The organism is Sphingomonas donggukensis (genome assembly GCF_023674425.1).
Taxonomy (GTDB): Bacteria; Pseudomonadota; Alphaproteobacteria; order Sphingomonadales; family Sphingomonadaceae; genus Sphingomonas; species Sphingomonas donggukensis.
The window spans coordinates 2,459,428-2,482,757 of the sequence record NZ_CP098401.1; the positions used below are offsets into that span (position 1 = coordinate 2,459,428).

The window sequence follows — 23,330 nt, forward strand, 5'->3', positions numbered from 1 at the left end:
GATGGGCCATGAAGATCAACGTCGAGGTCGATTGCACGCCGGAGGAAGCGCGCCGCGCGGTCGGGCTGCCGGACCTGACCCCGCTCCACGACAAATATGTGTCGATGATGATGGAGACGATGCAGGGCGGGGTGCCGCCCGAAATGCTCGAAACGATGATGCGCAGCTGGGCGCCGATGGGCGAGGCCGGCATGGCGATGTGGCGCAAGTTGTTCGAGGGCGGCGCCAAATCCTGATGTCGAACCGACATGACTGACACGATCTTTGCGGTGTCGAGCGGCGCGGTGCCCTCGGCGATCGCGGTCCTGCGGGTGAGTGGGCCGGGAGCATTCGCGGCGGTGGCCCGGCTGGCCGGCACCCTGCCGCCGCCGCGTCACGCCGGTCTGCGCGCGATCCGGGGGGCGGACGGGGCGCTGATCGACCGGGCGGTGGTGCTGACCTTTTCGGGCCCGGCGAGCGTGACCGGCGAGGATATTGCAGAGATTCACCTCCACGGCGGGCGCGCCGTCGTCGCGGCGGTGTCGGGCGCGCTACGCGATATGACCGGACTGCGCGATGCCGAGCCCGGCGAATTCACCCGCCGTGCGCTGGAAGCGGGGCGCATCGACCTGACCGAGGCGGAGGGGCTCGCCGACCTGCTCGCCGCCGAAACCGAAGGGCAGCGCCGTGCCGCGATGCGCGCCGCCGACGGCACCCTCCGCCGCCGGATCGAGGCATGGAGCGCCCGCGCCGTCGCGCTGTCCGCGCTGGTAGAGGCGGCGATCGACCATGACGACGAGGACGACGTCGGCGACGCGGCGGCGCTTCTGGCGCGCGTCGCGCGCGACGCCGATGACTTGGCGCGCGAGATCGCCATGCTGCTCGACCAGCCCCCAGTCGAGCGCCTGCGCGACGGCATCCGGGTGGTGCTGGCGGGACCGCCGAACAGCGGCAAGTCGACGCTGCTCAACGCGATGGTCGGGCGCGATGCGGCGATCGTCTCGCCGATCGCGGGCACGACGCGCGACCGGATCGAAGCACCGGTGGTGCGCGGCGGCATCGCGTGGCTGTTCACCGACACCGCCGGTCTGGCGGTGGAGACGGACGACGTGATCGAGGCGGTTGGGATCGCGCGCGCGCAGGCGAGCATCGCCGAGGCCGATATCCTCCTCTGGCTGGGCGATGCTGCGCCGCCCCGCGCCGACGCGCTAGCGGTGCATGCGCGGGTGGATGTGGCGGGCCGAGAGATCACGCCAGAAGGCCGGATCGCGGCGTCCGGAGTGCGACCGGGTGGCGAGGCCGCGCTGTGGACCGCGTTGGAGCACCGAGCGGCGACGCTGTTGCCGACCGCGGATGTGCCGGCGCTCAACGCCCGGCAACGCGAGCTATGCCGCGGTGCAGCATCGAACCTGCGCGATGCAGCGGAGGCGAGCGATCCGCTGCTGGTCGCTGAGGATTTGCGGTCGGCGCGCCGCGCTTTCGATCGGCTGACCGGGCGCGCCGATACCGAGGCGGTGCTCGACGCTCTGTTCGCGGGATTTTGCATCGGCAAATGATGTTCCACGTGAAACGTGCCCGGCTTTTTTGACCGGGGCGGTGCGGATGCGTAGAGCGGTGCCATGTCGCAATTCGATGTCATCATAGTCGGCGGCGGCCACGCCGGCACCGAGGCCGCCGCCGCTGCGGCACGTTGCGGTGCGCGGGTGGCTCTGGTCACGTTGGACCCGGGTATGATTGGGGCGATGTCGTGCAACCCGGCGATCGGCGGGATAGGCAAGGGGCATCTGGTGCGCGAGGTCGACGCGCTCGACGGGTTGATGGCACGCGCTGCTGACCGAGCGGCAATCCATTACCGGATGCTCAACCGCAGCAAGGGAGTTGCCGTCCACGGCCCGCGCATCCAGGCCGACCGCCGCCGCTACGCCGCGGCCATCGCCGGTTTGCTGGGCGATCAGCCAAGCATCACCATCGTCGCGGGCGAGGCCGCCGATCTGGTTGTCCGCGGCGGTCGCGTCGGCGGACTGTTACTCGGCGACGGCACCGTCATCGACGCGCACGCCGTCGTGCTCGCGACCGGCACGTTTCTGGGCGGACGAATTTTCCGGGGCGACGAGCGCGAGGCGGGTGGGCGCACCGGTGAGCGTGCCGCGACGATGCTTGGCCAGCGGCTGCGCGCGATGGACCTCCCGATCGCGCGGATGAAGACCGGCACGCCGCCGCGGCTGGACGGGCGAACGATCGATTGGGGTGCGCTGGAGGCGCAGCCGTCCGATGCCCATGACTGGACGATGTCGCCCATGTCTCAGGATCGCGCCCTGCCGCAGCTCGCCTGCGCGATCACGCGCACGACCGAGCACACGCACGACCTGATCCGCGCCGCGTTCGATCGCTCGCCGCTGTATAGCGGTGCGATCGCCGCGGACGGGCCGCGCTATTGCCCGTCGATCGAGGACAAGGTGCGCCGGTTCGCCGACCGCACCGGGCACCAGGTGTTCCTGGAGCCGGAAGGGCTCGACGATCCGCTGGTCTATCCGAACGGCATCTCCACCTCGCTGCCGCGCGACGTGCAGGCGGCGATGATCGCCTCGATTCCTGGGCTGGAAGCGGCGCGGATCGTGGTGCCGGGCTATGCGGTCGAATATGATCATATCGATCCGCGGGCGCTCGACCACAGTCTGGAGGTGGCGATGCTGCCCGGGCTGTTCTGCGCGGGCCAGATCAACGGCACGACCGGGTATGAGGAAGCCGCCGGGCAGGGGCTGGTGGCGGGCGCGAATGCCGCTGCCCACGCGCTCGGCGCCGCGCCGCTCAGGCTCGACCGCGCGACCAGCTACCTCGGCGTGATGATCGACGATCTGGTGTTGCAGGGCGTGACCGAGCCGTACCGCATGCTCACCGCGCGCGCCGAGCACCGGTTGTCGTTGCGCGCCGACAATGCCGAGACGCGGCTGACCGCAATCGGCGAGCGCCACGGCCTGATCGGAACCGAGCGCAGTGCCCGGCTGCGCGAACGGACTGCGCACCGTGCGCACCTCGATGCCGCATTCGCGCACATGATGACAGCCGATACGGTCGCCGACCGTGGCGCGCCGGTGACGCGCGACGGCAGCCGCCGCAGCGCGCGCGAGTGGCTGCGCGTGCCCGGCATCGACCCGGGTTCGTTGGCGGAAAATCTCGACGCCATCGCGCCCGATCTGTTCGCCGAGTTCGTCGAGGACGCGCGCTATGCCCCGTATATCGAGCGGCAGGCGGCGGAAGTCGCAGCCCTCGCGACCGGCGAAGCGACCCCCCTCGCGCCCGATATCGATTATGCGCTGATCCCTGGGCTCTCCACCGAGATGGTCGAGCGGTTGAGCGCGGCGCGTCCGCCTTCGCTCGGCGCGGCGGGGCGTATCCGCGGGGTGTCGCCCGCAGCCCTGTCCGCCATCCTGCTCCACGTGAAACGGCGCGCCGCGTGACCGAAGAGGAGGCACGCGCCTGGATCGCCGATCGTTTCGGCGCAGCGGCCGAAGATAGGCTCGATCGCTACGCGGCGTTTCTCACCGTCGGCGCCGACCAGCAGAACCTCATCGCGCCGTCCACGGTGGCGACGATGTGGAGCCGCCACCTCGTCGATTCGGCGCAGCTGCTCCCGCTCGCGCCGCAAGGGGCCGCAACCTGGGCAGACGTTGGGTCGGGCGCGGGGCTTCCAGGCCTGGTGGTGGCGGTGTTGTCGGACTTGGCTGTCACCCTTATAGAACCGCGCCGGTTGCGTGTGACGTTTCTGGAAGAATGCGCCGAGACGCTCGGTATCGCTGATCGCGTCACCGTCGTGCCGGCCAAGGCGCAGAATGCGACCGGGGGGCCGTTCGATGTGATATCGGCGCGGGCGGTGGCAACGATGCCGGCGCTGTTCGACGCCACCCGCCATCTCTCCGATCGCTCGACCTGCTTCATCCTGCCAAAGGGCGCGTCGGCGCAATCCGAGGTAGCGGCTGCGGAGCGATCGTGGCACGGTACGTTCCACGTGAAACAGAGCATCGTAAATCCGAACTCGGGAATCGTGGTGGCGACGCAGGTGCGGCGGCGATGAAAGTCATCGCGATCGCCAATCAGAAGGGCGGAGTGGGTAAGACCACGACCGCGATCAACGTCGGCACGGCGCTCGCCGCGACCGGATCGCGCGTGTTGCTTATCGACCTTGATCCGCAGGGCAACGCCTCGACCGGTCTCGGCATTGCGCGCGCCGATCGGACGCTGTCGAGCTATGACCTGCTGATCCGCGATTGCAGCCTGATCGAAGCGGCGATCCCGACGCGGGTTCCGCGGCTCGATATCGTGCCGTCGACGGTCGATCTGTCGGGCGCGGAGATCGAGCTGATCGAGTTCGAGGAGCGGACGCACCGCCTCGACCGCACCATCGCGCGCAGCGATGCACGGTGGGACGTGGTCCTGATCGATTGCCCGCCCTCGCTGGGGCTGATGACGATCAACGCGATGATCGCCGCGCACGCGCTGCTGGTACCGCTGCAATGCGAATTTTTTGCGCTGGAGGGCCTGAGCCAGCTGCTCACCACGGTCGAGCGCATCCGTTCGCGATTCAATCCCGGACTGTCGATCCTGGGGGTGGTGCTGACCATGTACGATCGCCGCAACCGCCTGACCGACCAGGTGTCCGACGATGTCCGCGCCGTGCTCGGCCCCGTAGTGTTCGACACCGTCATCCCACGCAACGTCCGTCTCTCCGAGGCGCCGAGCCACGGCATGCCCGCCCTGATCTACGATCATCGTTGCACGGGATCGCAGGCGTATATCGCACTGGCCCGCGAAGTGATTTCCCGGCTCCCCCGATTGGCGAAGGCAGCATGACCGAACCCGCTCCCGCTCCTGCCCCGTCCCGCAAGGCGCGCCCCGGCCTCGGGCGCGGATTGAGTGCCCTGCTCGGCGATGCGGTGATCGAGGCGCCGATCGCCGCCGACGGCTCGGCGTCGATGCCGTCGGGGCTGCGCATGCTGCCGGTCAGCGCGCTTGCCCCGCATCCCGACCAGCCGCGTCGCCATTTCGACGAGGATGCGCTGGAGGAGCTGGCGCGCTCGATCGCGCAACGTGGGTTGATCCAGCCGATCGTCGTGCGCCCGCACGGCCACGACTATCAGATCGTCGCGGGCGAGCGGCGGTGGCGCGCGGCGCAGCGCGCGCGGCTGCACGAGGTCCCGGTGGTCGTGCGCGAGCTCGATGATGCCGAGACGATGGAAATCGCGCTGGTCGAGAATATCCAGCGCGCGGACCTGAACGCGATCGAGGAAGCCGAAGCCTATGCGCGGCTGATCCGGCAGTTCGGCCACACCCAGGACGCGCTGGGCAAGCTGGTCAACAAGTCGCGGAGCCACGTCTCCAACCTGTTGAGATTGCTCGATCTTCCTTCGCCGGTGCGGGCTATGCTGGTAACCGGCGAAATCGAGATGGGCCACGCCCGCGCGCTGATCGGGACCCCCGACGCCGCAGGGCTCGCGCGGCGCGTTGCGGACGAGGGATTGTCGGTGCGTGACACCGAGCGCCTCGCCCGCGCGGTGAAGCCGGCACCGGCCAGCGGCAAGCGCGCGAAGGAAGGCGGCGGTGAGCGCGATGCCGATATCGCCGCGCTCGAACGCCAGTTGGGCGACCTGCTCGGCCTGCGGGTGAAGATCGCGCACAGCGAGAAGGGCGGCACGCTGTCGCTCGGATACTCGACGCTCGATCAGCTCGACATGGTCTGCCAACGCCTGAGCGGGGAGCGGATTTAACCTACGCCGGGGGGAGCGGATCTAAGCTCACGCGCGGGGAGCGGATCTAGCGACGCGCGGCGGCGCCCGCGATCGCCAGCGTGTCGTGCGCGACCGTCACCGATGCCGCGCCGCCGCCCGACAGGATGCCGCGCTCGGCACGCCGTACCCGCGCCACGCCGGCGGCGATCTGCGGCGCGGTCCAGCGGCGCAAGGCTCGGATCGTGCTCGCCTTTTCCTTCCAGAACACCCGGTGCTTCTCGACCACCGATTCCGCTGAGGCGCCGCTGTCGACTTCGGCGCGCATGTCGGCGAGCGCGATCAGCCGCCGCGAGAGTCCGCGCAGCATCGGGATCGCCATCCCCGCCGCTTCGACGCCCGCCATCTCCGGACCGAACACGGCAGGCGCGCCGTCGATTACCGCAGCGATCGCCCGCGCCATTTCGCTGTCGTCGATGTTGGCGCCGATGCGCGCCAGCACATCCTCGTCGGCTTCCTTCGGACGGTCGGGCGCGGCGTCGAGGTACAGCGCCAGCTTCTCGATCTCGCGCGTCAGGATCGCGCGGTCGCCGCCAGCCCCGGCGACCATCGTCGCGGCGGTCGACCCGGTCAGGCGCACGCCTTGCTCGCGCGCGATGTTGGCGGCGATGCGCGCGGCGTCGGCACCCTCGGGCACGTAGCAGGCGAACGCCATCGCCGCGGGAGCGGACAGCGCCAGCTTCACCAGCTTGCCGCTGGCCTTAACGCTGGGGGCGATGGCCACCACCGGCGTCCCCGCGACCGGCAGGCCGAGCAGCAGCGTGACGGCCTCGAGCGATTCCTCGCCCATCGCGGTCACGCGGACGAAACGCTTGCCGCCGAACAACGACAGCGATGCCGCCTCGTCGGCGAGACGCCCGGGTTGCGCCTTCAGCGACGCGCCGTCGAGGTCGATACGCTCGGCATCGGCGCCGATCGCGCGGGCCATGCGCGCGGCCAGCTCCATCGCACCCGATTCGTCGGGCCCGTGGATCAGGAACAGTCGGATATCGCCGTTGCCCGCGGCGGCGCGGTCGATCGCGGTGGCGATCTGGCCGGCGTTGGCCTTCATGGCGTCGCGGTCGGCGCGGCCTCCGCCGCGCGGTCGGCATAGAGCGCCAGGCGCGCGACGATCTGGTCGGCGATAATTCCCGACAGCCGCTCCAGCGCGGTCTGCTCGGCGGCGATCGTCGCATATTCGGAGCCGACGACATCGACACCCGCATCCGATCCCGCGGTGGCATCGAGGAGCGTCGTGCCGCGGGCGAGATCGACCAACTGGTAGCGTGCGCGCAGCGTCCGGCGCTCGCGCGAGATGCTGTCGTCGCGCCGCACGCCAAGCCCGGTGATGCGGTCGTCGAGCCGCACGTCGAGGCGGTAGCGCGGTGCCGCGGCATCGCCCGCGGCCAGCCGGTCGCGCAGCGCGGTCGCAACGAGATAGCCTGCCTGCCCTTCGATCGGCGCGACCTGCACCGCGCCCAGCGTCGCGCGTGCCGGGCTGTTCACCCCGCCGTACAGCGGGCGCAGGCCGCACGCCGACAGCAGGAGCATCAGGGCGAGCGGGGCAGCGAGGCGGATCATGCGACGATGTTGACCAGTCGGTCGGGGACGACAATCACTTTCTTCGGTGCCGCGCCGTCGAGGATGCGCTGGACGTGCGGCGAGGCGAGCGCCGCGGCCTCCAGCGCGTCCTTCGCCGACCCCTTGGCGACGGTCAGCGTGTCGCGCAGCTTGCCGTTGACCTGCACCGCAACGGTAACCGAATCGTCGACCAGCAGCGCCGGGTCCACCTCGGGCCAGGCGGCATCGGCGACGAGGCCGAGGTTGCCGAGCGCTTCCCACAATTCCTCTGCGACGTGCGGGATCATCGGCGCGACCAGCCGCGGGAGCGTCGCGATCGCGTCGGCGCGGGCGGCGGACGGCTGCGCCTTTTCCAGTGCGGCGACCAGCGTGTAGAGCTTCGCCACCGCCTTGTTGAAGGCCAGCGCCTCGACATCCTCGGCGATGCCGGCGATCGTGCGGTGGAGCAGGCGGGTGATCGCGGTGTCGTCGCCGGCGGCGGTCGTCGCGCCCTCCGCGGTGACCAGCCGCCACACGCGCTGGACGAAGCGCCACGCGCCCTCGATGCCGGCTTCGCTCCACGGCAGGTCGCGCTCGGGCGGCGAATCGGACAGCATGAACCACCGGACTGCGTCGGCACCGTAGCGATCGACGATCGGCGAGGGGTCGACCGTGTTCTTCTTCGACTTCGACATCTTCTCGACGCGGCCGACCGTCACCGGCTCGCCGGTCGCGATGACCGTGCCGCCCTCGACCTGTTCGGGCGCCAGCCAGATGCCGGCGGGATCCTTGTACGTCTCGTGCGTCACCATGCCCTGCGTAAACAGGCCGGCGAACGGCTCGGCGACGTCGAGCTTGCCGATATGCTTCAGCGCGCGCGTCCAGAAACGGGCGTAGAGCAGGTGCAGGATCGCATGTTCGACCCCGCCGATATATTGCCCGACCGGCAGCCATTGCTCGGCCACGGCCTTGTCGAACGGCTGGTCGTCGGGCTGGCTGGCGAAGCGGATGAAGTACCAGCTCGAATTGACGAAGGTGTCGAGCGTGTCGGTCTCGCGCCGCGCATCGCCGCCGCAGGTCGGGCAGGCGACGTGCTTCCAGGTCGGGTGGCGGTCGAGCGGGTTGCCGGGAACGTCGAAGCTGACGTCCTCTGGCAGCACGACCGGCAGCTGATCCTTGGGCACCGGCACGACGCCGCAGGCATCGCAGTGGATGATCGGGATCGGCGTGCCCCAGTATCGCTGGCGGCTCACCCCCCAGTCGCGCAGGCGCCACACGGTCGTGCCGCGGCCCCAGCCGTCGTCCTCCGCGCGAGTGATTACCGTGCGCTTGGCGTCGGCGACGTCCATTCCGTCGAGGAAGTGCGAGTTCACCAGCGTGCCGGGGCCGGTATAGGCCTCGTCGCCGGCGAACAACGGATCGGTGGCGTCGCCGTCCGACACCACGCGGCGCACCGGCAGACTGTACTTGCGCGCGAAATCCAGGTCGCGCTGGTCGTGCGCCGGCACGCCGAACACCGCGCCGGTGCCGTATTCCATCAGCACGAAGTTGGCGATGTACACCGGCAGCTGGATCGCGGGATCGAACGGATGCTGCGCGGTCAGGCCGGTGTCGTAGCCGAGCTTCTCCTGCGTCTCGATTTCGGCAGCCGACGTGCCGCCCGCCTTGCACGCCGCGATGAAGTCGGCGACCGCGGGGTCGCTCGCCAAGCCTTGCGCGATCGGATGATCCGCCGCCACCGCGACGAAGCTGGCGCCGAAGATCGTGTCGGGGCGGGTGGTGAAGACCTCGACCGAACCGCCGTCACTGAGGGCAAAGCGGAATTGCAGACCCTGCGACTTGCCGATCCAGTTTTCCTGCATCAGCTTAACCTTGTCGGGCCAATGCTCAAGGGTATCCAGCCCGTCGAGCAACTCGTCGGCGAAGTCGGTGATCTTCAGGAACCACTGGTTCAGCTTGCGCCGCTCGACCGTCGCGCCCGAACGCCAGCCCTTGCCATCGATCACCTGCTCGTTGGCGAGCACGGTCATGTCGACCGGGTCCCAGTTGACCGACGATTCCTTGCGATAGACGAGGCCCGCGGCCAGCAGGTCGAGAAACAGCGCCTGTTCGTGGCCGTAATAGGCGGGGTCGCAGGTCGCGAGCTCGCGGCTCCAGTCGAGCGCGAAGCCCAGCCGCTTCAGCTGCGCCTTCATCGATGCGATATTGTCGTAGGTCCAGGCGCCGGGATGCACGCCCTTTTCCATGGCCGCATTCTCGGCGGGCATGCCGAACGCGTCCCAGCCCATCGGGTGGAGCACCTCGTGCCCGGTCATCCGCCGGAACCGCGCCAGCACGTCGCCCATCGTGTAATTGCGGACGTGGCCCATGTGGATTTTTCCCGACGGATAGGGAAACATCTCGAGCACGTAGCTCTTGGGCCGGGGGCTGTCGTCGCGGGCGGCAAAGGTCGCGCGCTCGTCCCACACCGCTTGCCAGCGGGCGTCGGCCGACAGCGCGTTGAAACGCGACATGTTCACATCACCTTATCGAAAAACGGGTCCGGGCGGCGAGGACCGCCCACCGGCGGATCAGCCCGCCACCGCGCCGCGACGCAGGTCGCGGGCGCGGGTGAGGATGATGTCCTCCAGCTTCTGCACGGTCGCCGCCTGGACGGGCGCCGCGACCCACTGGCCGCCCTGGTTGACCTGACGCAGCGCCGCGACGCTCAGCGCATCGGCGCGCAGGTCGCGGTCGAGGATGGTCACCGTCACCTTCATCCGCTCGTTCGGCTGGCTCGGGTTCGGATACCAGTCGGTCACGATGACGCCGCCGTTGGAATCGGTCTGGAGCAGCGGCATGAAGCGCAGCGTCTCCAGGCTGGCGCGCCACAGATAGCTGTTCACGCCGATCGTCGTCACCTGCGACGCGGCCAGATCGGCCTTCGGACGATCGCCGCCGCGACCGCAGGCGGCCAGCGCCAGCATCGCGACACTCATCAGGGCGATACGCGTACGGGGGGTCATCGGCACATCCTCGAAGGCAGGGCAAAAATCTGTTCGCGGGCCCGTCCGCATGGCGAACCGGCCCGACACGCCTCTATAGAAGCTGGGGGCATGGCCGCAAGCATCCCGGCGACCTGTGGATAAGCTGCAACACTCGCACGAAAAGATTCTCTGCGGTGGAACATCGCGCTTCTTCCGTGGTACCGCATAGCAACGCAAGGAACCGGGGCTCGCATGGTCGCGAATCGCATCATTGCCGGAACGACGCTCGCCGCGGCCATCGCCGTGGCGGCTGCTGTCGCGCCCGCGATCGGTGCGGAGGACGCGCGCACGCTGGTGCCGCGCCGTGCGGCGACGGTGCCGACCAGCGACATCGGGTCGTTCACGCCCGCTTCCGCCGATCCGCGACTCGCCGCCGTTCTGGCGCGTGCGGGCACCACCGGCAGCGGTTTCCGCTTCACCCCGTCGAGCGCCGGTCGCGGCGGTCGTGCGCTGAGCGTCGCGGTTCGCGCGCGGACGACGCGCGGCGCCAATGTCGCCGGCGAATCGGCGGCGCAGCCCGCGGCGGTCGCTCTCGCGCCGATCGCCTATAATCTGGGCGTCGCGGTCAGCTGGAAGCGGTTCGCGCTGTCGGGCGACCTCGCCAAGGTCGATCTCGCCGGGCAGCCGGGCAGTCGGGAGAGCGCCGACGTCGGCGTCAGCTACACCGGCAAGGCCTTCAGCGGTCGCGTGAAGGCGGAGGCGGCCCGTCCGCTCGCCAACCAGCCGCGTCTGGTCGCGGAGGAGCCCAGCTATTCGGTCGATGTCGGCGGCGCCTATTCGATCGCCCGCAATCTCGATCTGACCGCGGGCGTGCGCTACAAGAGCGAGCGTGAGCGCCTGCCGCAGCTGACCGACAATCGTCGCGACAGCCAGTCGGTGTACGTCGGAACCGCCTTCCGCTTCTGATCCGGCTGCCGGATGGCGGTCGGCTCCCTAATCGGCATCGGGCGCGGAAATCCACGCGTCGATTCCCGCCCAACCATACACGCCCGTCATTTTCAGTGACGCGAAACGGGCCGCGGTCATTCCGCCCAGCGCGATCACCGGCATGGGCGCGGCGCCGACTAGGCTCGCAAGGCGCATGCGCCCGAGCGTCCGCGCGCCGGGATGCGATCGGGTGGCGAATATCGGCGACACGAACACCACATCGGCCCCTTCGCGCGCCGCCGCGACCATCTCGCGCCGCGAATGCACCGCCCGGCTGCGCAGCCCCGTGCCGCGACCATTGTGCACGCCATCGGCGCCGCGCAGCGGCTCTCCCGCCGACATCAGCATCAACCCCCGCCGTCGCGCGATCCGGCGCACGCGCGCCCACAGCACGGCGCGCTCGGGGGCGTCATAATGCCGGAACACCACGCCTGCGCCACGCGGTAACCGCTCCAGCGCCGTCCACAGGGCATCGCCCAGCCGCGGGTCGGTCATCAGCCAGACGCGGGGCAGAGCGCGCGTAGACGTGGGGTGGCGGCGGGGCATGACGCTCCCTATAGCGCCGCGGATGCAGTCCGACGATGCCGCCCGCCGCCTGGCCGATGTCCACGCCCGGATCACCCGCGCCGCCAAGATCGCGCGTCGCGATACCGACGACGTCACGCTGATTGCGGTATCGAAGATGCACGACGTCGCCGCGATCCGCCCGCTGATCGCGGCGGGCCAGCGCGTGTTCGGAGAGAATCGCGTGCAGGAAGCCGCCGAGAAATGGCCGGTGCTGTGCGAGCAAACGCCCGGCATCGCGCTGCACCTCGTCGGTCAGCTCCAGTCGAACAAGGCCGCCGAAGCGATCGCGCTGTTCGACGCGATCCATTCGGTCGACCGGGCGTCGCTGGTCGCGGCGCTCGCCAAGGCAATGGACGGGCAGGACCGCCGCCCGGCATGCTTCATCCAGGTGAACATCGGCGACGAGGAGCAGAAGGGCGGCTGCGCGGTCGCCGATCTGCCGGCTTTGCTGGCGGAGGCGCGCGCCGCCGACCTGCCGCTCGCCGGGCTGATGGCGGTGCCTCCCGTCGGGCTGGAGCCGGCACCCTATTTCGCGCTGCTGGCAAAGCTCGCACGCGACCACGGGCTCGATGGCCTCAGCATGGGCATGTCGGACGATGTCGAGACTGCGGTGACGCTCGGCGCGACCCATGTCCGCGTCGGCACCGCGCTGTTCGGTACGCGCGCGTGACTCTGCCGGTGCGGTTCGAGGCGCTGCTGTTCGATTTCGACGGGGTGCTGGTCGAAAGCGAGGCCGCCGGCAACGCCCAGATCGCCGACTATCTGACCGGCATCGGCCATCCGACGTCGCCTGAGGATTCGATGGCGAACTTCATGGGGCTGGCCGGCGCGGACTTCATCGGCGCGATCGAGCGGTGGATCGGGCGGGTGGTTCCCGACGATTTTCACACCGCCCGCGCCGCCGAGGATGCTCGGGCGCTTGCGGAAGGGGTCGGATCGGTCGCGGGCGCGGTCGATTTCATCCGCGCGCTGCCCGCGGACCTGCCGAAAGCGGTGGTGTCGTCCAGCTCGACCGCCTGGATCCGCGCGCACCTCGCCCACATCGGTTTGTCCGACGCGTTCGGCGATCACATCTATTCGGGCCGCGAGCATGTCGTGCGCGGGAAGCCGGCGCCCGACCTCTACCTCCACGCCGCCGCCGTGCTCGGCGTCGCCATCGGGGCCTGCGCGATCATCGAGGATTCGCCGGTGGGCGTGACCGGCGCGGTGGCGTCGGGCGGCTATGTCATCGGCCTGTGCGCCGGCACCCACTGCGGCATCGGCCACGCCGACCGCCTCCGCGCGCTCGGCGCCGACGCGGTCGCAGCGGACTTCACCGCCGTCGCCGCGCTGCTCGCCTGACCGCCCAGGCGCCGGCGACAAGGTCATAGGGCAGCGCCGCCGCCTCACGCAGGCGCATCTTGGTAAGGTAGGCGCGTGACCCGCGATGCTCGCCGCGCGCGCTCGACACCGTGTCGCCAGGCATGCCGAACAGCCAGAACAGCATGCGCACCCGCGGCAGATGATAGCGGTCGGTGCAGGCGACGCAGCGGTCGAAGCCGTGGGCGCGGGTGAAGGCGACAGCCGCCGCCACGGTCTGCAAGGTATCGCGGCTGCGGTCGTCGCGGTGGATGCGCGCCGGATCGATGCTGCGCGCGAGCAGCGCCGCCATCACCGCCGCTTCGGATGGCGGGTGATCGCCGACCGCGCCCGAGCACAGGATTTCGTTCTGGTCGTCGGCCAGTACGGCTCTTTCGGCGATCGCGATCCGCCGCGCCAGCGTCGGGCTGGCCGATCCGTCGGCGCGCACCGCCGCGCCGAACACCACGATCAGCCGGCGCATGTCACAACTGATGACCGGTGCGATCGCGCTTGGTCGCGAGGTAGCGCGCGTTGTGAGGGTTGGCGGGGAGCGCGAGGGGCACCCGCTCGGCAACCGTTATGCCCTGCGCCTCCAGCCCCGCGACCTTCGCCGGATTGTTGGTGAGCAGCCGCACCCGGCGCTGCCCCAGCAGGTCGAGCATCCGCGCCGCCACCGCGAAATCGCGCGCATCGACCGCGAATCCCAGCCGCGTGTTGGCGTCGACGGTGTCGAACCCCTGATCCTGCAGCGCGTAGGCACGCAGCTTGTTGACCAGCCCGATCCCGCGCCCCTCCTGCCGCAGGTACAGCAATATGCCCCAGCCGGCGCCGCCGATACGGTGCAGCGCCTCGTGCAGCTGGGGTCCGCAGTCGCACTTCAGGCTGCCCAGCACGTCGCCGGTCAGGCATTCGCTGTGCAGGCGGACGAGCGGGAGCGTGCCGTCGGGCTGGCCGATGATGAGCGCGATATGCTCACCGGCGGATTCGGGCGTGCGGAACGCGACGATCTCGGCATCCTCCTCCCCCGCGATCGGCAGGCGCGCGCGCGTCGCGATGTGCAGGCGCGTGGCCGATTCATGTGCGCGGATCGCTTCGGGCGTGATCGTGATCTCGGGATAGATGCCGTCGGTGAAGAAGGCCGGCAACAGCCCGGCGATCCGCGCCAGTTGCAGCGCCGCGGCGGCGGCCAGCGGCCGGGCTATTTCCTGGGTGCGGAACGGCCCCTTCAGCGGCGTCGACAGGTCGAGTTGCGGGTCGGCGATCGCCGTCGCCGCTGCGAAATCGATCCACGGCGCCGGCGCGATGACGACGGGGTGATCGGGATCGGCGGCGGCGATTTGATTGGTCAGCTTCAGGGTCGCGGCGCGGCCGTTGGAGATCAGCAGTGATGCCTGTCCGGTCGACGCGAACGCATCCAGCCGGCGCGGATCGGCGGTCTCCACTGCCAGCAGCGTCAGCGCATCCTCGCCGGGCGCGGCAATCGCGATCGGCCAGCCGCGGCGCAGCGCGTCGATCGCTTTCGCGACGTCGCGCGTCTCCGTCATAGGTCGAACTCGGTGATGAGTGGCACATGATCGGAGGGTTTCAGCCAGCTGCGGCACGGCTCGCACACGCGGTGCGCCACCGCATTTGCGGCCAGCGCAGGGCTCGCCCACATATGGTCGAGGCGCCGCCCGCGATCCGATGCCGCCCACTCCTTCGCGCGGTAGCTCCACCACGTATGCAGCCGCGCCGGCGCGGGGTGGAAGTGCCGCCCCAGATCGACCCAATCATGCGCCGCCTGCAACCGCGCCAGCGCCTCGACCTCAACGGGCGTATGGCTGACGACGTCGAGCAGCGCCTTGTGACTCCACACATCCTCAGGGAGCGGCGCGACGTTGAAATCGCCGACCAGCAGCGTGGGATAATCGAGCCCCGACGACCACTCGGTCATGCGCTGAAGGAAATCGAGCTTTTGCCCGAATTTCGGGTTCAACTCCCGGTCGGGAATGTCGCCGCCCGCCGGCACATAGACATTCTCCAGCCGCAGACCGTTTTCCAGCCGCACGCCGACATGCCGCGCCTCGCCATTCGCCTGCCAGTCGAGCCGGTTGTCCTCGACCAGCGGCACCCGGCTGACGATCGCGACGCCGTGGTGCATGCGCTGGCCGTGGACGACGATGTGCGTGTAGCCCATCGCCTTGAACGCAGCCGTCGGAAAATCGCCGTCGATGACCTTGGTTTCCTGCAGGCACAGCACGTCGGGCGCTTCCTCGGCCAGGAATTGCTCGACGATGCCGATGCGGAACCGCACCGAGTTGATGTTCCAGGACGCGATGGAGAGTGTCATTGCGCGGCGATGTAGGGGTTTATCGCGCGGACGTCACGGGGGCGCGCGGTCCACAAAAGGAAAGGCCCCCGCTCCGGGGGCATGGAGCGAGGGCCGACCTGGTGTTGGTCACGCAGGCAGGAGGGGGAGCCGGATAGCGTTCCGGGCAACAGGGGGAAAATCCCGAAACGGGAAGCCCCCGCCTCCGCACCTCGCCCACTAGCAGTTTTTCCTGTCGCTCCGATGAACGCGCATACAGAAAACTGTCAGCCGCGGGGCGAGGACCTCCGCGGATCGTTCCAGCGGAACGCTCCGTCGCTCACCGGCACGTTCAGCTTCTGGTTCGACAGGCGGATCGTGGTGCGGTTGTTCTGGGAATCGAGCGCGACCCAGCCCTGCATCTGCAACCCCGCCGGCCCACTCGCGTCGCGCGCGAAGATCAGCGTGATGCGACCGTATTCGGGATGCTTGGGATCGCGCACCTCGACGCTGACGACGTCGGGATTCGCGGTCGGCACGAGCGTGGCGATGCCCGAAATATCCTTCGACGGATCGAGCAATACTCGCATCGGCGACTGGCCGATCGGCCAACGCGACACCTGCCGCACCGAATAGTCGATGAAATACAGCGAATTGCCGTCCGCGACGGCCAGCAGCGGCACGCCTTTCTCATACTGGAACCGTACCTTGCCCGGCTTCTTCAGCGTCAGCGTACCGGTCAGCACCTTGCCGGCACGATCGGTCTGGGTGAAGCTGGCGGTCATCGAGGACACACCCGCCAGATGCCGCTGCACCTGCGCCAGCTGCGAAGCGGGCGTGGGCGCGGACTGGGCGATGGCGGATTGGCCAAGGACAGGCGCGGCGGCGAGCGCCAGCATGGCGGCGAAAATCGATTTGAACATTATGATCCCCTGGTCAGGCCGGCTTGAACGCGGCGTGAACCCGCGGCGTTCCCGCTGCGCGACGGTCACGCCAGCGGGCGGCCGTCCTCGTCCATCAGGACTTCGCGGCGGCCGACGTGGTCGGGGCGGCTGACCAGGCCGTCCTTTTCCATGCGTTCGATCAGGCGGGCTGCAGAGTTGTAGCCGACGCGCATCTGGCGCTGGAGCCAGCTGGTCGATGCCTTCTGGCTCTGCGCGACGTGCTGGATCGCCTTGCGGTACAGCTGGTCCTCGGGGCTGTCGTCGCCGGTCGGCGCGCCTTCCATCGAAAAGCCGCCGTCGCCCTCCGGGTCGTTGGTGACGGCGTCGATATAGTCGGGCTCGCCCTGACCGCGCCAGAAGTCGGCGACCGCCTGCACCTCCTCGTCGCTGACGAACGGACCGTGGACGCGCGCGGTGCCCTTGCCGCCCGGCATGTAGAGCATGTCGCCCTTACCCAGCAGCTGTTCGGCGCCCTGTTCGCCGAGAATCGTGCGCGAATCGATCTTGGACGTGACGTGGAAGCTGATGCGCGTGGGCAGGTTCGCCTTGATGACGCCGGTGATGACGTCGACCGACGGGCGCTGCGTCGCCATGATGAGGTGGATGCCCGCCGCACGCGCCTTCTGCGCCAGCCGCTGGATCAGGAATTCGACTTCCTTGCCCGCGGTCATCATCAGATCGGCGAGCTCGTCGACGATGACGACGATCTGCGGCAGCGCGGCGAGGTCGAGCGTTTCCTCCTCGTACATCGGCTTGCCATTGTCGTCGTAGCCGACGTGGACCTTGCGGCCGAGCTTCTGCCCCTTGGCCTTGGCGGCGCGGACCTTCTCGTTGAAGCTCGCCAGGCTGCGGACGTTGACGCTCGCCATCATGCGGTAGCGGTCCTCCATCTGCTCGACCGCCCATTTGAGCGCGCGCACCGCCTTCTGCGGTTCGGTGACGACGTCGGCGAGGAGGTGGGGGATGCCCTTGTAGATGCTGAGTTCGAGCATCTTCGGATCGATCATGATCATCCGGCACTGATCCGGTGTCAGCCGGTACAGCAGCGACAGGATCATGCAGTTGAGGCCGACCGACTTGCCCGATCCGGTGGTACCCGCGACCAGCAGATGCGGCATCGGTGCAAGGTCGGCGACGACGGGGTCGCCGGCGATGTTCTTGCCGAGCACGATGGGCAGCCCCTGCGCGGCGTCGAACGCGTCGCTGCCGATCAGTTCGTGCAGCGCCACCGCCTCACGCCGGGCGTTGGGCAGCTCGATGCCGATCACGCTGCGCCCCGGAATGGTCGCGACGCGCGCCGAGATCGCCGACATGTTGCGGGCGATATCGTCGGCCAGCGTGATGACACGGCTGGCCTTGATCCCCGCGGCGGGCTCCAGCTCGTACATCGTCACGACCGGGCCGGGGCGCACCTCGGTGATCGCGCCCTTCACGTTGAAGTCGTCGAGCACGCTTTCGAGCAGGCGGGCGTTGCGCTCCAGCGCGGCCTTGTCGACGACGGTCTTGGCGTTGGCGGGTGCGGGCGTCAGCAGTTCGAGCGGGGGCAGCTTGTAGTTGTCGCGCAGGTCGAGCGAGGTCTGGCGCTGTTCGCGCTTCGCCGGTGCAGGCGCGGTGGTGCGGTCGGCGATGACCGGGGCGGGGCGGTCGCTCGGCATCGCGACCTTGCGCGGGGCGGGCGTAGGGGCGGGAAGGGCGTCGTCCTCCTCCTCGATGTCGAACGGCACCGCGTCGCGCGATTCGCCACGGCGCAGGCGCGGCAGCGCCAGCCGGCGCTCGGGCATGTCGAAATTGACGCCCTTCGCCCAGACGACGATGCCGGCGATGCCAAGCGCGACGCCGATCGCGCGCTCGGTCCACAGGATCGCGACCGAATTGCCGATGAAGCCGATCGCCCATTTGCAGGCGTCAGCCACGGACAGGCCGATCACGCCGCCCCACCCGCCGGGCAGGTACAGCACCGAATCGGACGACAGGAATGCGAACGCGCTCGCCATCAGCGCCACGCCGAGCGCAGTCGTGCGCGTCATCCGGCCCCAGCGCCCGACCGGAATGTCGCGCCACAGCCGGTTGCCGAACACCAGGCCCAGCGGCAGCATCAGCGCCACCGCCGGCCCGGCGAGCGTCAGCAACAGGTCGGCGACCATCGCTCCGCCACCGCCCAGCAGATTGCGCGGCGGCCCGCCCGCGGCGGTGTTGAGCGAGGGATCGCCGGGGTGGAAGCTCGCCAGCGACAGCGCCAGCGCGATCGTGCCGAGCAGCAGCGCGACCGCGCCGAGCATCGCGCCCGACCGTCTCGCCCCCGCCTTCATCGTATCACGCCAAAGGAACGGCGCCGCGCGGCTCGCCATGATTCATACACCCCCGAGGAACGCGCGCAGTTTCGGCCTCGCGGGACTCGACGTCAAGGCAGCGGGCGCCCCCAAGCGACGGTTGGCAGCGCGCGGGCGGGCGCGTAGAGCGGGGCCATGGAACGCGCGGACGTACTCATCCTCGGCGGCGGGCTGGTCGGCAGCGCGCTCGGCGTCGCGCTCGACGCGCATGGCCTCTCCAGCATCATCGTCGATATCGCCGACCCCGACACCATCCTGGCCGCGGGTTTCGACGGGCGCGCGTCGGCGATCGCCAGCGCCCCGCACCGGATGCTGACCGCGATCGGGGTGATCGACCGGCTGGCGGGGATGACCTGCCCGATAGAGGGCATTCGTGTCAGCGACGGTCTGGAGCCCGGTGCACTCGACTTCGCGTCGGACGAGCCCGGCGACGCGCTCGGCCACATGGTCGAGAACCGCAACCTGCGCCGCGCGCTGTATGATGTCGCACAGGCAGCACCACTGGTCGACGTGCGGATGAAGACGCTCGCGGTGTCGGTGGAGCGCACGGCGTTCGGCGTCACCGCGAATCTGAGCGATGGCACCACCGTCCACGCCCCGCTGCTGATCGCGGCGGAGGGGCGCAATTCGCCGACGCGCGAGGCGGCGCATCTGTCGGTCGCGCGGTGGTCGTACGATCACGCGGCGATGGTTTCGTCCTTCCACCACGAGAAGAGCCACGCAAACATCGCCTACGAAATCTTCTACCCCAGCGGCCCGTTCGCGCTGCTGCCGCTGATCGACGATGAGAAGGGGCATCGCTCGGCGATCGTATGGTCGGTGCGCGCGGGCGACGCGGCGGGGATGCTGAAGCTGAGCGAGCGGGGCTGGCTGGCGGAGGCGGAGAAGCGCATGGGCGGCTTCCTCGGGCAGCTCAGCGGGCTGACCCGGCGATCGAGCTATCCACTCGGCTTCCATCACGCCGCGACCATCACCGCCGATCGGCTGGCGCTGGTCGGCGACGCCGCCCACGGCATTCACCCGATCGCGGGACAGGGCGTCAACGTCGGCTTCCGCGACGTGGCGACGCTGGTCGAGGTGCTGGTGGAGGGGAAACGCGCCGGGCTCGATCTCGGCGACCGGCAGTTGCTCCAGCGTTACGAACGCTGGCGCAGCCTCGACACGTTCATGGTGTCGGTCGCGACCGACGGGCTGACGCGGCTGTTCGGCGTGCCCGGCCGGACCGCGAGCGCGGTGCGGCGGATGGGGCTGTCGGCGGTGCAGAAGGTGCCGGCGCTGAAGGACCGTTTCATGGCCGAGGCGCGGGGCGAGAGCGGGCATGTGCCCAAACTGCTCTCGGGGTTCCGGGTCTAGGTCAGGTCAGAGCGCCTGCCCCGCCGCCCAGCCGCTCGCCCAGGCCCATTGGAAATTATAGCCGCCGAGCCATCCGGTGACGTCGACCGCCTCGCCGATCGCGTACAGGCCGGGCACGCGTTTCGCGGCCATCGTCTGCGATGACTGCTCGGCAGTGCTGATGCCGCCCACCGTTACTTCGGCCTTGGCGAATCCCTCGCTGCCGTTGGGGGTGAAGCGCCAGTCGGCGAGGCGGCGCTCGGCGTCCTCCAGCTTGCGGTCGGCGATGTTGGCGAGCTCGCCGGGCAGCGCGAGGCGGTCGGCCAGCGCGTCGGCGAGGCGTTCGGGCAAGCCGAGCGCGCGCTTCACGCCGATGCGCGGGGCGGCGCGCTTGGCCTCGCGCAGCCAGCCGGGCGCGCGGTCAGGCGTGAGGTCGATGGCGATACTCTCGCCGGGACGCCAATAGGATGACGCCTGAAGGATCGCGGGACCGGACAGGCCGCGGTGGGTGAACAGCGCCGCCTCGCGGAACGCCGCCTTGCCGGCGCGTGCCGTCACTTCGGTCGAAACGCCGGCGATCTCGCGGAACAGCATGTCTTCGCCCGCCAGCGTCAGCGGGACGAGCGCCGGACGCGGCTCGACGATCTTCAGCCCGAAACGGCGCGCGAGATCATAGGCGAAGCCGGTCGCGTCAAGCTTCGGGATCGACGGCCCGCCGGTGGCGATGACCAGCGCCGGCGCGGAGGCGGTGTGGGGTCCGAACGTCACCGCGTAGCACGCGTCGGCGTGGGTCACGTCGCGGATCGCGTGGCCGGTCGCTATCTCGACCCCGCCCTTCGCGCATTCGGCGAGCAGCAGATCGACGATCGCCTGCGCCGAGCCGTCGCAGAACAATTGCCCGAGCGTCTTCTCATGCCACGCGATGCCATAGCTATCGACCAGCGCCACGAAATCCGCGGCGGTGTAGCGACCGAGCGCCGACTTGGCGAAATGCGGGTTGGCGGAGATGTAGCGGTCGGGCGCGGTGTGGATGTTGGTGAAATTGCACCGCCCGCCGCCCGAGATCAGGATTTTCTGCCCGACGCGGGGGGCATGGTCGATCACCAGCACGCGCCGCCCGCGCTGCCCGGCGACCGCGGCGCACATCAGCCCGGCAGCGCCGCCGCCGAGGATGATGGCGTCGAAAGCCGGCGCGCTCACGTCCTTTTTTCCGTTCGTGCTGAGCGCAGTCGAAGCACATGCCCCAAACTAAGCCCTTCGACTTCGCTCAGGGCGAACGGGCGCATCGGTAGCGCGACGGACTGAATCACCCTGCCTCGATCACCGCGAGCGTGATCCGCGAGAGGCACACCAACTTGCCCGCGTCGTCGACGATCCGAACCGTCCACACCTGAGTCGTGCGCCCGATCGCCTCGGCGGTCGCGGTGGCATGGACGTGGCCGGACATGGCGGGCCGGATGTGGTTGGCGTTGATCTCCAGCCCGACCGCGACCTTGCCCTCGGGCAGCGCCATCGTCGCCGCCACCGACGCGACCGTCTCCGACAGCACGACCGAAGCGCCACCGTGCAGCCGCCCGAACGGCTGGTGCGTTCGCGCATCGACCGGCATGCGCGCGGTCAGGCTGTCGTTGCCACGCGCGGTGAATTCGATGCCGACATGCCCCGGCAACGTCGCCGCGCCGAGCGCGGTCAGGTCCGCCAGTTCGAAAGCCCGCTGCCACACGCCCATCAGTAGGCGCGCCCGATCAGCACGCGCTCGACCGCCGGTTCGCCGGTGAAGATGCACGGGCCGGAATCAGCACCCGTCTGGCCCATCGGGGCGTTGCGGATCGTGAGCTTCAGCGCCTTCAGCCGCGCGACCACCGCGTCGAGCGCGGCGCCGGTCGGCTTCGACCAGCGGACGTCGGCCCAGCCGGGTTTGGTCGCGTCGGCGAACATCGCCTCGACCCCCGCCCAGTCTTCGACGGGTGCGATACTGGCGCGCAGGCGGTCATGCGCTTCCTCGAACAGCCCGGCCTGGATGCCCTCGAGCATCGCCGCAGCGTCGGCGACCAGCGCGTCCTTGGCGACCACCTGCGAATCGAGCTTGCCGTCCTCGCGGTACAGCCGGTCGCGGCGGATCACCGACACGTTGCCGCCCGCCATGTCGCGCCCGCCGACCTCGATCACGATCGGCGCGCCCTTCTTGACCCAGCCCCAGCGCTTGGTCGCGGCCTTGGCGGGTTTCAGGTCGAGCAGCGCGCGGATCGGCTCGCCGAGCGCCACGCCCTTCGCCAGCTCGGCCTGCAACGCCTTGCAATAGTCGACCAGCGCCGCGTCTTCGGGTGCGTCGCGCAGCATTGGCACGATCACGATCTGCCACGGCGCGATGCGCGGCGGCACGCGCAGGCCAGCGTCGTCGCCGTGGACCATGATGACCCCGCCGATCATCCGCGTCGACACGCCCCAGCTGGTGGTGTTGGCATGCTCGAACTGCCCTTCCGCATTCTGGAAGCGGATGTTCTGGGCGTGGGCGAAATTGGTACCGAGGAAGTGCGAGGTGCCGGCCTGCAGCGCCTTGCCGTCCTGCATCATCGCTTCGATGCTGTAGGTCGCGACCGCGCCGGGGAAGCGCTCGTTCTCGGGCTTCTCGCCGGCGACGACCGGCAGCGCGAGGCAGGTTTCGGCGAACTCGCGGTACACTTCGAGCATCTTCAGCGTCTCGTCGCGCGCCTCCTGCGGCGTGGCGTGGGCGGTATGGCCCTCCTGCCACAGGAATTCGCTGGTGCGCAGGAACATCCGCGTCCGCATTTCCCAGCGCACGACGTTGGCCCATTGGTTGATGAGCACGGGCAGGTCGCGCCACGACTGAATCCAGCGGGCGAATGCGGTGCCGATTACGGTCTCGCTGGTCGGGCGCACGACCAGCGGCTCCTCCAGCTTCGCCTCGGGATCGGGGGTGAGGCCGCCCTTGCCGTCGCTGACCAGCCGGTGATGCGTGACGACCGCCATTTCCTTGGCGAAGCCCTCGACGTGCTCGGCTTCCTTCTCGAAATAGGAGAGCGGGATGAAGAGCGGGAAATAGCAATTCTCGTGCCCCGTCGCCTTGATCCGGTCGTCGAGCAGGCGCTGGATCCGCTCCCAGATGCCGTAGCCCCACGGCCGGATGACCATGCATCCGCGCACGCCCGATTCCTCGGCGAGATCGGCCTCCGTGATGACGGACTGGTACCAGGCGGCGAAGTCGGCTTCGCGGGTGACGGGCAGGGCGCGCTTTATCATGGGGCGCGGATAGCGGT

Annotated in this window: 23 protein-coding genes; 10 read left to right on the forward strand and 13 right to left on the reverse strand. The window is 69.5% G+C overall.

Annotated elements, in window-relative coordinates:
- Positions 1-8: 8 nt before the first annotated feature.
- The 6 genes from M9980_RS12130 to M9980_RS12155 all read left to right on the forward strand — a co-directional run bounded on the left by M9980_RS12130 (position 9) and on the right by M9980_RS12155 (position 5,741).
- Complete coding sequence (locus M9980_RS12130; protein ID WP_250751262.1) at positions 9-236, forward strand: DUF6489 family protein; 228 nt, start codon at positions 9-11, stop codon at positions 234-236.
- A 12-nt stretch (positions 237-248) separates the two neighbouring features.
- Positions 249-1,535, forward strand: a complete 1,287-nt coding sequence (mnmE, locus tag M9980_RS12135) for a tRNA uridine-5-carboxymethylaminomethyl(34) synthesis GTPase MnmE (RefSeq protein ID WP_250751265.1) — start codon at positions 249-251, stop codon at positions 1,533-1,535.
- Positions 1,536-1,598: 63 nt separating this feature from the next.
- Positions 1,599-3,437, forward strand: coding sequence for a tRNA uridine-5-carboxymethylaminomethyl(34) synthesis enzyme MnmG (mnmG, locus tag M9980_RS12140; RefSeq protein ID WP_250751268.1), 1,839 nt, complete (start codon positions 1,599-1,601; stop codon positions 3,435-3,437).
- Positions 3,434-4,051, forward strand: a complete 618-nt coding sequence (gene rsmG / locus M9980_RS12145; protein ID WP_250751271.1) for a 16S rRNA (guanine(527)-N(7))-methyltransferase RsmG — start codon at positions 3,434-3,436, stop codon at positions 4,049-4,051. Before mnmG ends, rsmG begins: the two co-directional genes overlap by 4 nt.
- A complete protein-coding gene (locus M9980_RS12150; protein WP_250751273.1) occupies positions 4,048-4,827 on the forward strand; it encodes a ParA family protein in 780 nt (259 codons plus the stop codon). The genes rsmG and M9980_RS12150 overlap by 4 nt, the downstream gene beginning before the upstream one ends.
- Entirely contained in the window at positions 4,824-5,741 is a 918-nt protein-coding gene (locus tag M9980_RS12155) for a ParB/RepB/Spo0J family partition protein (protein WP_250751276.1), read from the forward strand. The genes M9980_RS12150 and M9980_RS12155 overlap by 4 nt, the downstream gene beginning before the upstream one ends.
- A 46-nt stretch (positions 5,742-5,787) precedes the next feature.
- Here the strand turns inward: M9980_RS12155 and holA are convergent, their stop codons facing one another.
- The 4 genes from holA to M9980_RS12175 are packed head-to-tail and all read right to left on the reverse strand — an operon-like array spanning position 5,788 to position 10,303.
- Entirely contained in the window at positions 5,788-6,810 is a 1,023-nt protein-coding gene (gene holA / locus M9980_RS12160) for a DNA polymerase III subunit delta (protein WP_250751279.1), read from the reverse strand.
- Entirely contained in the window at positions 6,807-7,319 is a 513-nt protein-coding gene (lptE, locus tag M9980_RS12165) for an LPS assembly lipoprotein LptE (protein WP_250751282.1), read from the reverse strand. The genes holA and lptE overlap by 4 nt, the downstream gene beginning before the upstream one ends.
- The gene (gene leuS / locus M9980_RS12170) at positions 7,316-9,811 is read right to left on the reverse strand and encodes a leucine--tRNA ligase (protein ID WP_250751283.1); all 2,496 of its coding nucleotides are present in this window, start codon (positions 9,809-9,811) and stop codon (positions 7,316-7,318) included. The genes lptE and leuS overlap by 4 nt, the downstream gene beginning before the upstream one ends.
- 57 nt (positions 9,812-9,868) lie before the next feature.
- Complete coding sequence (locus tag M9980_RS12175) at positions 9,869-10,303, reverse strand: DUF3576 domain-containing protein (RefSeq protein ID WP_250751285.1); 435 nt, start codon at positions 10,301-10,303, stop codon at positions 9,869-9,871.
- Positions 10,304-10,516: 213 nt separating this feature from the next.
- Between M9980_RS12175 and M9980_RS12180 the strand changes: the two genes are divergently transcribed.
- The gene (locus tag M9980_RS12180) at positions 10,517-11,230 is read left to right on the forward strand and encodes a hypothetical protein (RefSeq protein WP_250751287.1); all 714 of its coding nucleotides are present in this window, start codon (positions 10,517-10,519) and stop codon (positions 11,228-11,230) included.
- Positions 11,231-11,257: 27 nt separating this feature from the next.
- On the opposite strand, the gene M9980_RS12185 is transcribed toward M9980_RS12180, so the two are convergent.
- Positions 11,258-11,746: a thiamine phosphate synthase gene (locus tag M9980_RS12185; RefSeq protein ID WP_250751290.1), complete on the reverse strand. Its 489-nt coding sequence runs from the start codon at positions 11,744-11,746 to the stop codon at positions 11,258-11,260.
- A gap of 49 nt (positions 11,747-11,795) precedes the next feature.
- On the opposite strand from M9980_RS12185, the gene M9980_RS12190 reads away from it, so the two are divergent.
- Positions 11,796-12,488 carry a YggS family pyridoxal phosphate-dependent enzyme gene (locus tag M9980_RS12190; protein ID WP_250751292.1) on the forward strand — a complete coding sequence of 231 codons (693 nt, stop codon included), beginning with the start codon at positions 11,796-11,798 and terminating at the stop codon, positions 12,486-12,488.
- A gap of 8 nt (positions 12,489-12,496) precedes the next feature.
- Complete coding sequence (locus tag M9980_RS12195) at positions 12,497-13,159, forward strand: HAD family hydrolase (RefSeq protein ID WP_250754925.1); 663 nt, start codon at positions 12,497-12,499, stop codon at positions 13,157-13,159.
- On the opposite strand, the gene M9980_RS12200 is transcribed toward M9980_RS12195, so the two are convergent.
- The 5 genes from M9980_RS12200 to M9980_RS12220 form a co-directional block, all read right to left on the reverse strand.
- A complete protein-coding gene (locus M9980_RS12200; RefSeq protein WP_250751294.1) occupies positions 13,131-13,640 on the reverse strand; it encodes a YdcF family protein in 510 nt (169 codons plus the stop codon). The two genes, M9980_RS12195 and M9980_RS12200, sit on opposite strands and share 29 nt — an antisense overlap.
- A gap of 1 nt (position 13,641) precedes the next feature.
- Entirely contained in the window at positions 13,642-14,703 is a 1,062-nt protein-coding gene (gene ribA / locus M9980_RS12205) for a GTP cyclohydrolase II (RefSeq protein ID WP_250751297.1), read from the reverse strand.
- The gene (locus M9980_RS12210; protein WP_250751300.1) at positions 14,700-15,488 is read right to left on the reverse strand and encodes an exodeoxyribonuclease III; all 789 of its coding nucleotides are present in this window, start codon (positions 15,486-15,488) and stop codon (positions 14,700-14,702) included. The genes ribA and M9980_RS12210 overlap by 4 nt, the downstream gene beginning before the upstream one ends.
- Positions 15,489-15,733: 245 nt before the next feature.
- A complete protein-coding gene (locus M9980_RS12215; RefSeq protein WP_250751303.1) occupies positions 15,734-16,369 on the reverse strand; it encodes a LolA family protein in 636 nt (211 codons plus the stop codon).
- Positions 16,370-16,434: 65 nt separating this feature from the next.
- Complete coding sequence (locus M9980_RS12220) at positions 16,435-18,738, reverse strand: DNA translocase FtsK (protein ID WP_250751306.1); 2,304 nt, start codon at positions 18,736-18,738, stop codon at positions 16,435-16,437.
- Positions 18,739-18,855: 117 nt separating this feature from the next.
- Here M9980_RS12220 and M9980_RS12225 point away from each other — a divergent pair, with 117 nt between their 5' ends.
- On the forward strand, positions 18,856-20,073 hold the full coding sequence (locus M9980_RS12225; protein ID WP_250751308.1) for a UbiH/UbiF/VisC/COQ6 family ubiquinone biosynthesis hydroxylase: 1,218 nt from the start codon (positions 18,856-18,858) through the stop codon (positions 20,071-20,073).
- Between the two features lie 6 nt (positions 20,074-20,079).
- Here M9980_RS12225 and M9980_RS12230 read toward each other — a convergent pair whose 3' ends face one another.
- From M9980_RS12230 to M9980_RS12240, 3 genes are all read right to left on the reverse strand, one after another.
- A complete protein-coding gene (locus M9980_RS12230) occupies positions 20,080-21,198 on the reverse strand; it encodes a BaiN/RdsA family NAD(P)/FAD-dependent oxidoreductase (protein WP_250754927.1) in 1,119 nt (372 codons plus the stop codon).
- Positions 21,199-21,358: 160 nt separating this feature from the next.
- On the reverse strand, positions 21,359-21,781 hold the full coding sequence (locus M9980_RS12235; RefSeq protein ID WP_250751312.1) for a hotdog fold thioesterase: 423 nt from the start codon (positions 21,779-21,781) through the stop codon (positions 21,359-21,361).
- The gene (locus M9980_RS12240; protein ID WP_250751315.1) at positions 21,781-23,313 is read right to left on the reverse strand and encodes an aminoacyl--tRNA ligase-related protein; all 1,533 of its coding nucleotides are present in this window, start codon (positions 23,311-23,313) and stop codon (positions 21,781-21,783) included. The genes M9980_RS12235 and M9980_RS12240 overlap by 1 nt, the downstream gene beginning before the upstream one ends.
- Positions 23,314-23,330 lie beyond the last annotated feature (17 nt).

Coding starts and splice junctions, on each gene's coding strand:
- M9980_RS12130 (WP_250751262.1), top strand. CDS start 9: ATGAAGATCAACGTCGAGGTCGATTGCACGCCGGAGGAAGCGCGCCGC.
- mnmE (WP_250751265.1), top strand. CDS start 249: ATGACTGACACGATCTTTGCGGTGTCGAGCGGCGCGGTGCCCTCGGCG.
- mnmG (WP_250751268.1), top strand. CDS start 1,599: ATGTCGCAATTCGATGTCATCATAGTCGGCGGCGGCCACGCCGGCACC.
- M9980_RS12150 (WP_250751273.1), top strand. CDS start 4,048: ATGAAAGTCATCGCGATCGCCAATCAGAAGGGCGGAGTGGGTAAGACC.
- M9980_RS12155 (WP_250751276.1), top strand. CDS start 4,824: ATGACCGAACCCGCTCCCGCTCCTGCCCCGTCCCGCAAGGCGCGCCCC.
- holA (WP_250751279.1), bottom strand. CDS start 6,810: ATGAAGGCCAACGCCGGCCAGATCGCCACCGCGATCGACCGCGCCGCC.
- lptE (WP_250751282.1), bottom strand. CDS start 7,319: ATGATCCGCCTCGCTGCCCCGCTCGCCCTGATGCTCCTGCTGTCGGCG.
- leuS (WP_250751283.1), bottom strand. CDS start 9,811: ATGTCGCGTTTCAACGCGCTGTCGGCCGACGCCCGCTGGCAAGCGGTG.
- M9980_RS12175 (WP_250751285.1), bottom strand. CDS start 10,303: ATGACCCCCCGTACGCGTATCGCCCTGATGAGTGTCGCGATGCTGGCG.
- M9980_RS12180 (WP_250751287.1), top strand. CDS start 10,517: ATGGTCGCGAATCGCATCATTGCCGGAACGACGCTCGCCGCGGCCATC.
- M9980_RS12185 (WP_250751290.1), bottom strand. CDS start 11,746: ATGACCGACCCGCGGCTGGGCGATGCCCTGTGGACGGCGCTGGAGCGG.
- M9980_RS12190 (WP_250751292.1), top strand. CDS start 11,796: ATGACGCTCCCTATAGCGCCGCGGATGCAGTCCGACGATGCCGCCCGC.
- M9980_RS12200 (WP_250751294.1), bottom strand. CDS start 13,640: ATGCGCCGGCTGATCGTGGTGTTCGGCGCGGCGGTGCGCGCCGACGGA.
- ribA (WP_250751297.1), bottom strand. CDS start 14,703: ATGACGGAGACGCGCGACGTCGCGAAAGCGATCGACGCGCTGCGCCGC.
- M9980_RS12210 (WP_250751300.1), bottom strand. CDS start 15,488: ATGACACTCTCCATCGCGTCCTGGAACATCAACTCGGTGCGGTTCCGC.
- M9980_RS12215 (WP_250751303.1), bottom strand. CDS start 16,369: ATGTTCAAATCGATTTTCGCCGCCATGCTGGCGCTCGCCGCCGCGCCT.
- M9980_RS12220 (WP_250751306.1), bottom strand. CDS start 18,738: ATGGCGAGCCGCGCGGCGCCGTTCCTTTGGCGTGATACGATGAAGGCG.
- M9980_RS12225 (WP_250751308.1), top strand. CDS start 18,856: ATGGAACGCGCGGACGTACTCATCCTCGGCGGCGGGCTGGTCGGCAGC.
- M9980_RS12230 (WP_250754927.1), bottom strand. CDS start 21,198: ATGTGCGCCGCGGTCGCCGGGCAGCGCGGGCGGCGCGTGCTGGTGATC.
- M9980_RS12235 (WP_250751312.1), bottom strand. CDS start 21,781: ATGGGCGTGTGGCAGCGGGCTTTCGAACTGGCGGACCTGACCGCGCTC.
- M9980_RS12240 (WP_250751315.1), bottom strand. CDS start 23,313: ATGATAAAGCGCGCCCTGCCCGTCACCCGCGAAGCCGACTTCGCCGCC.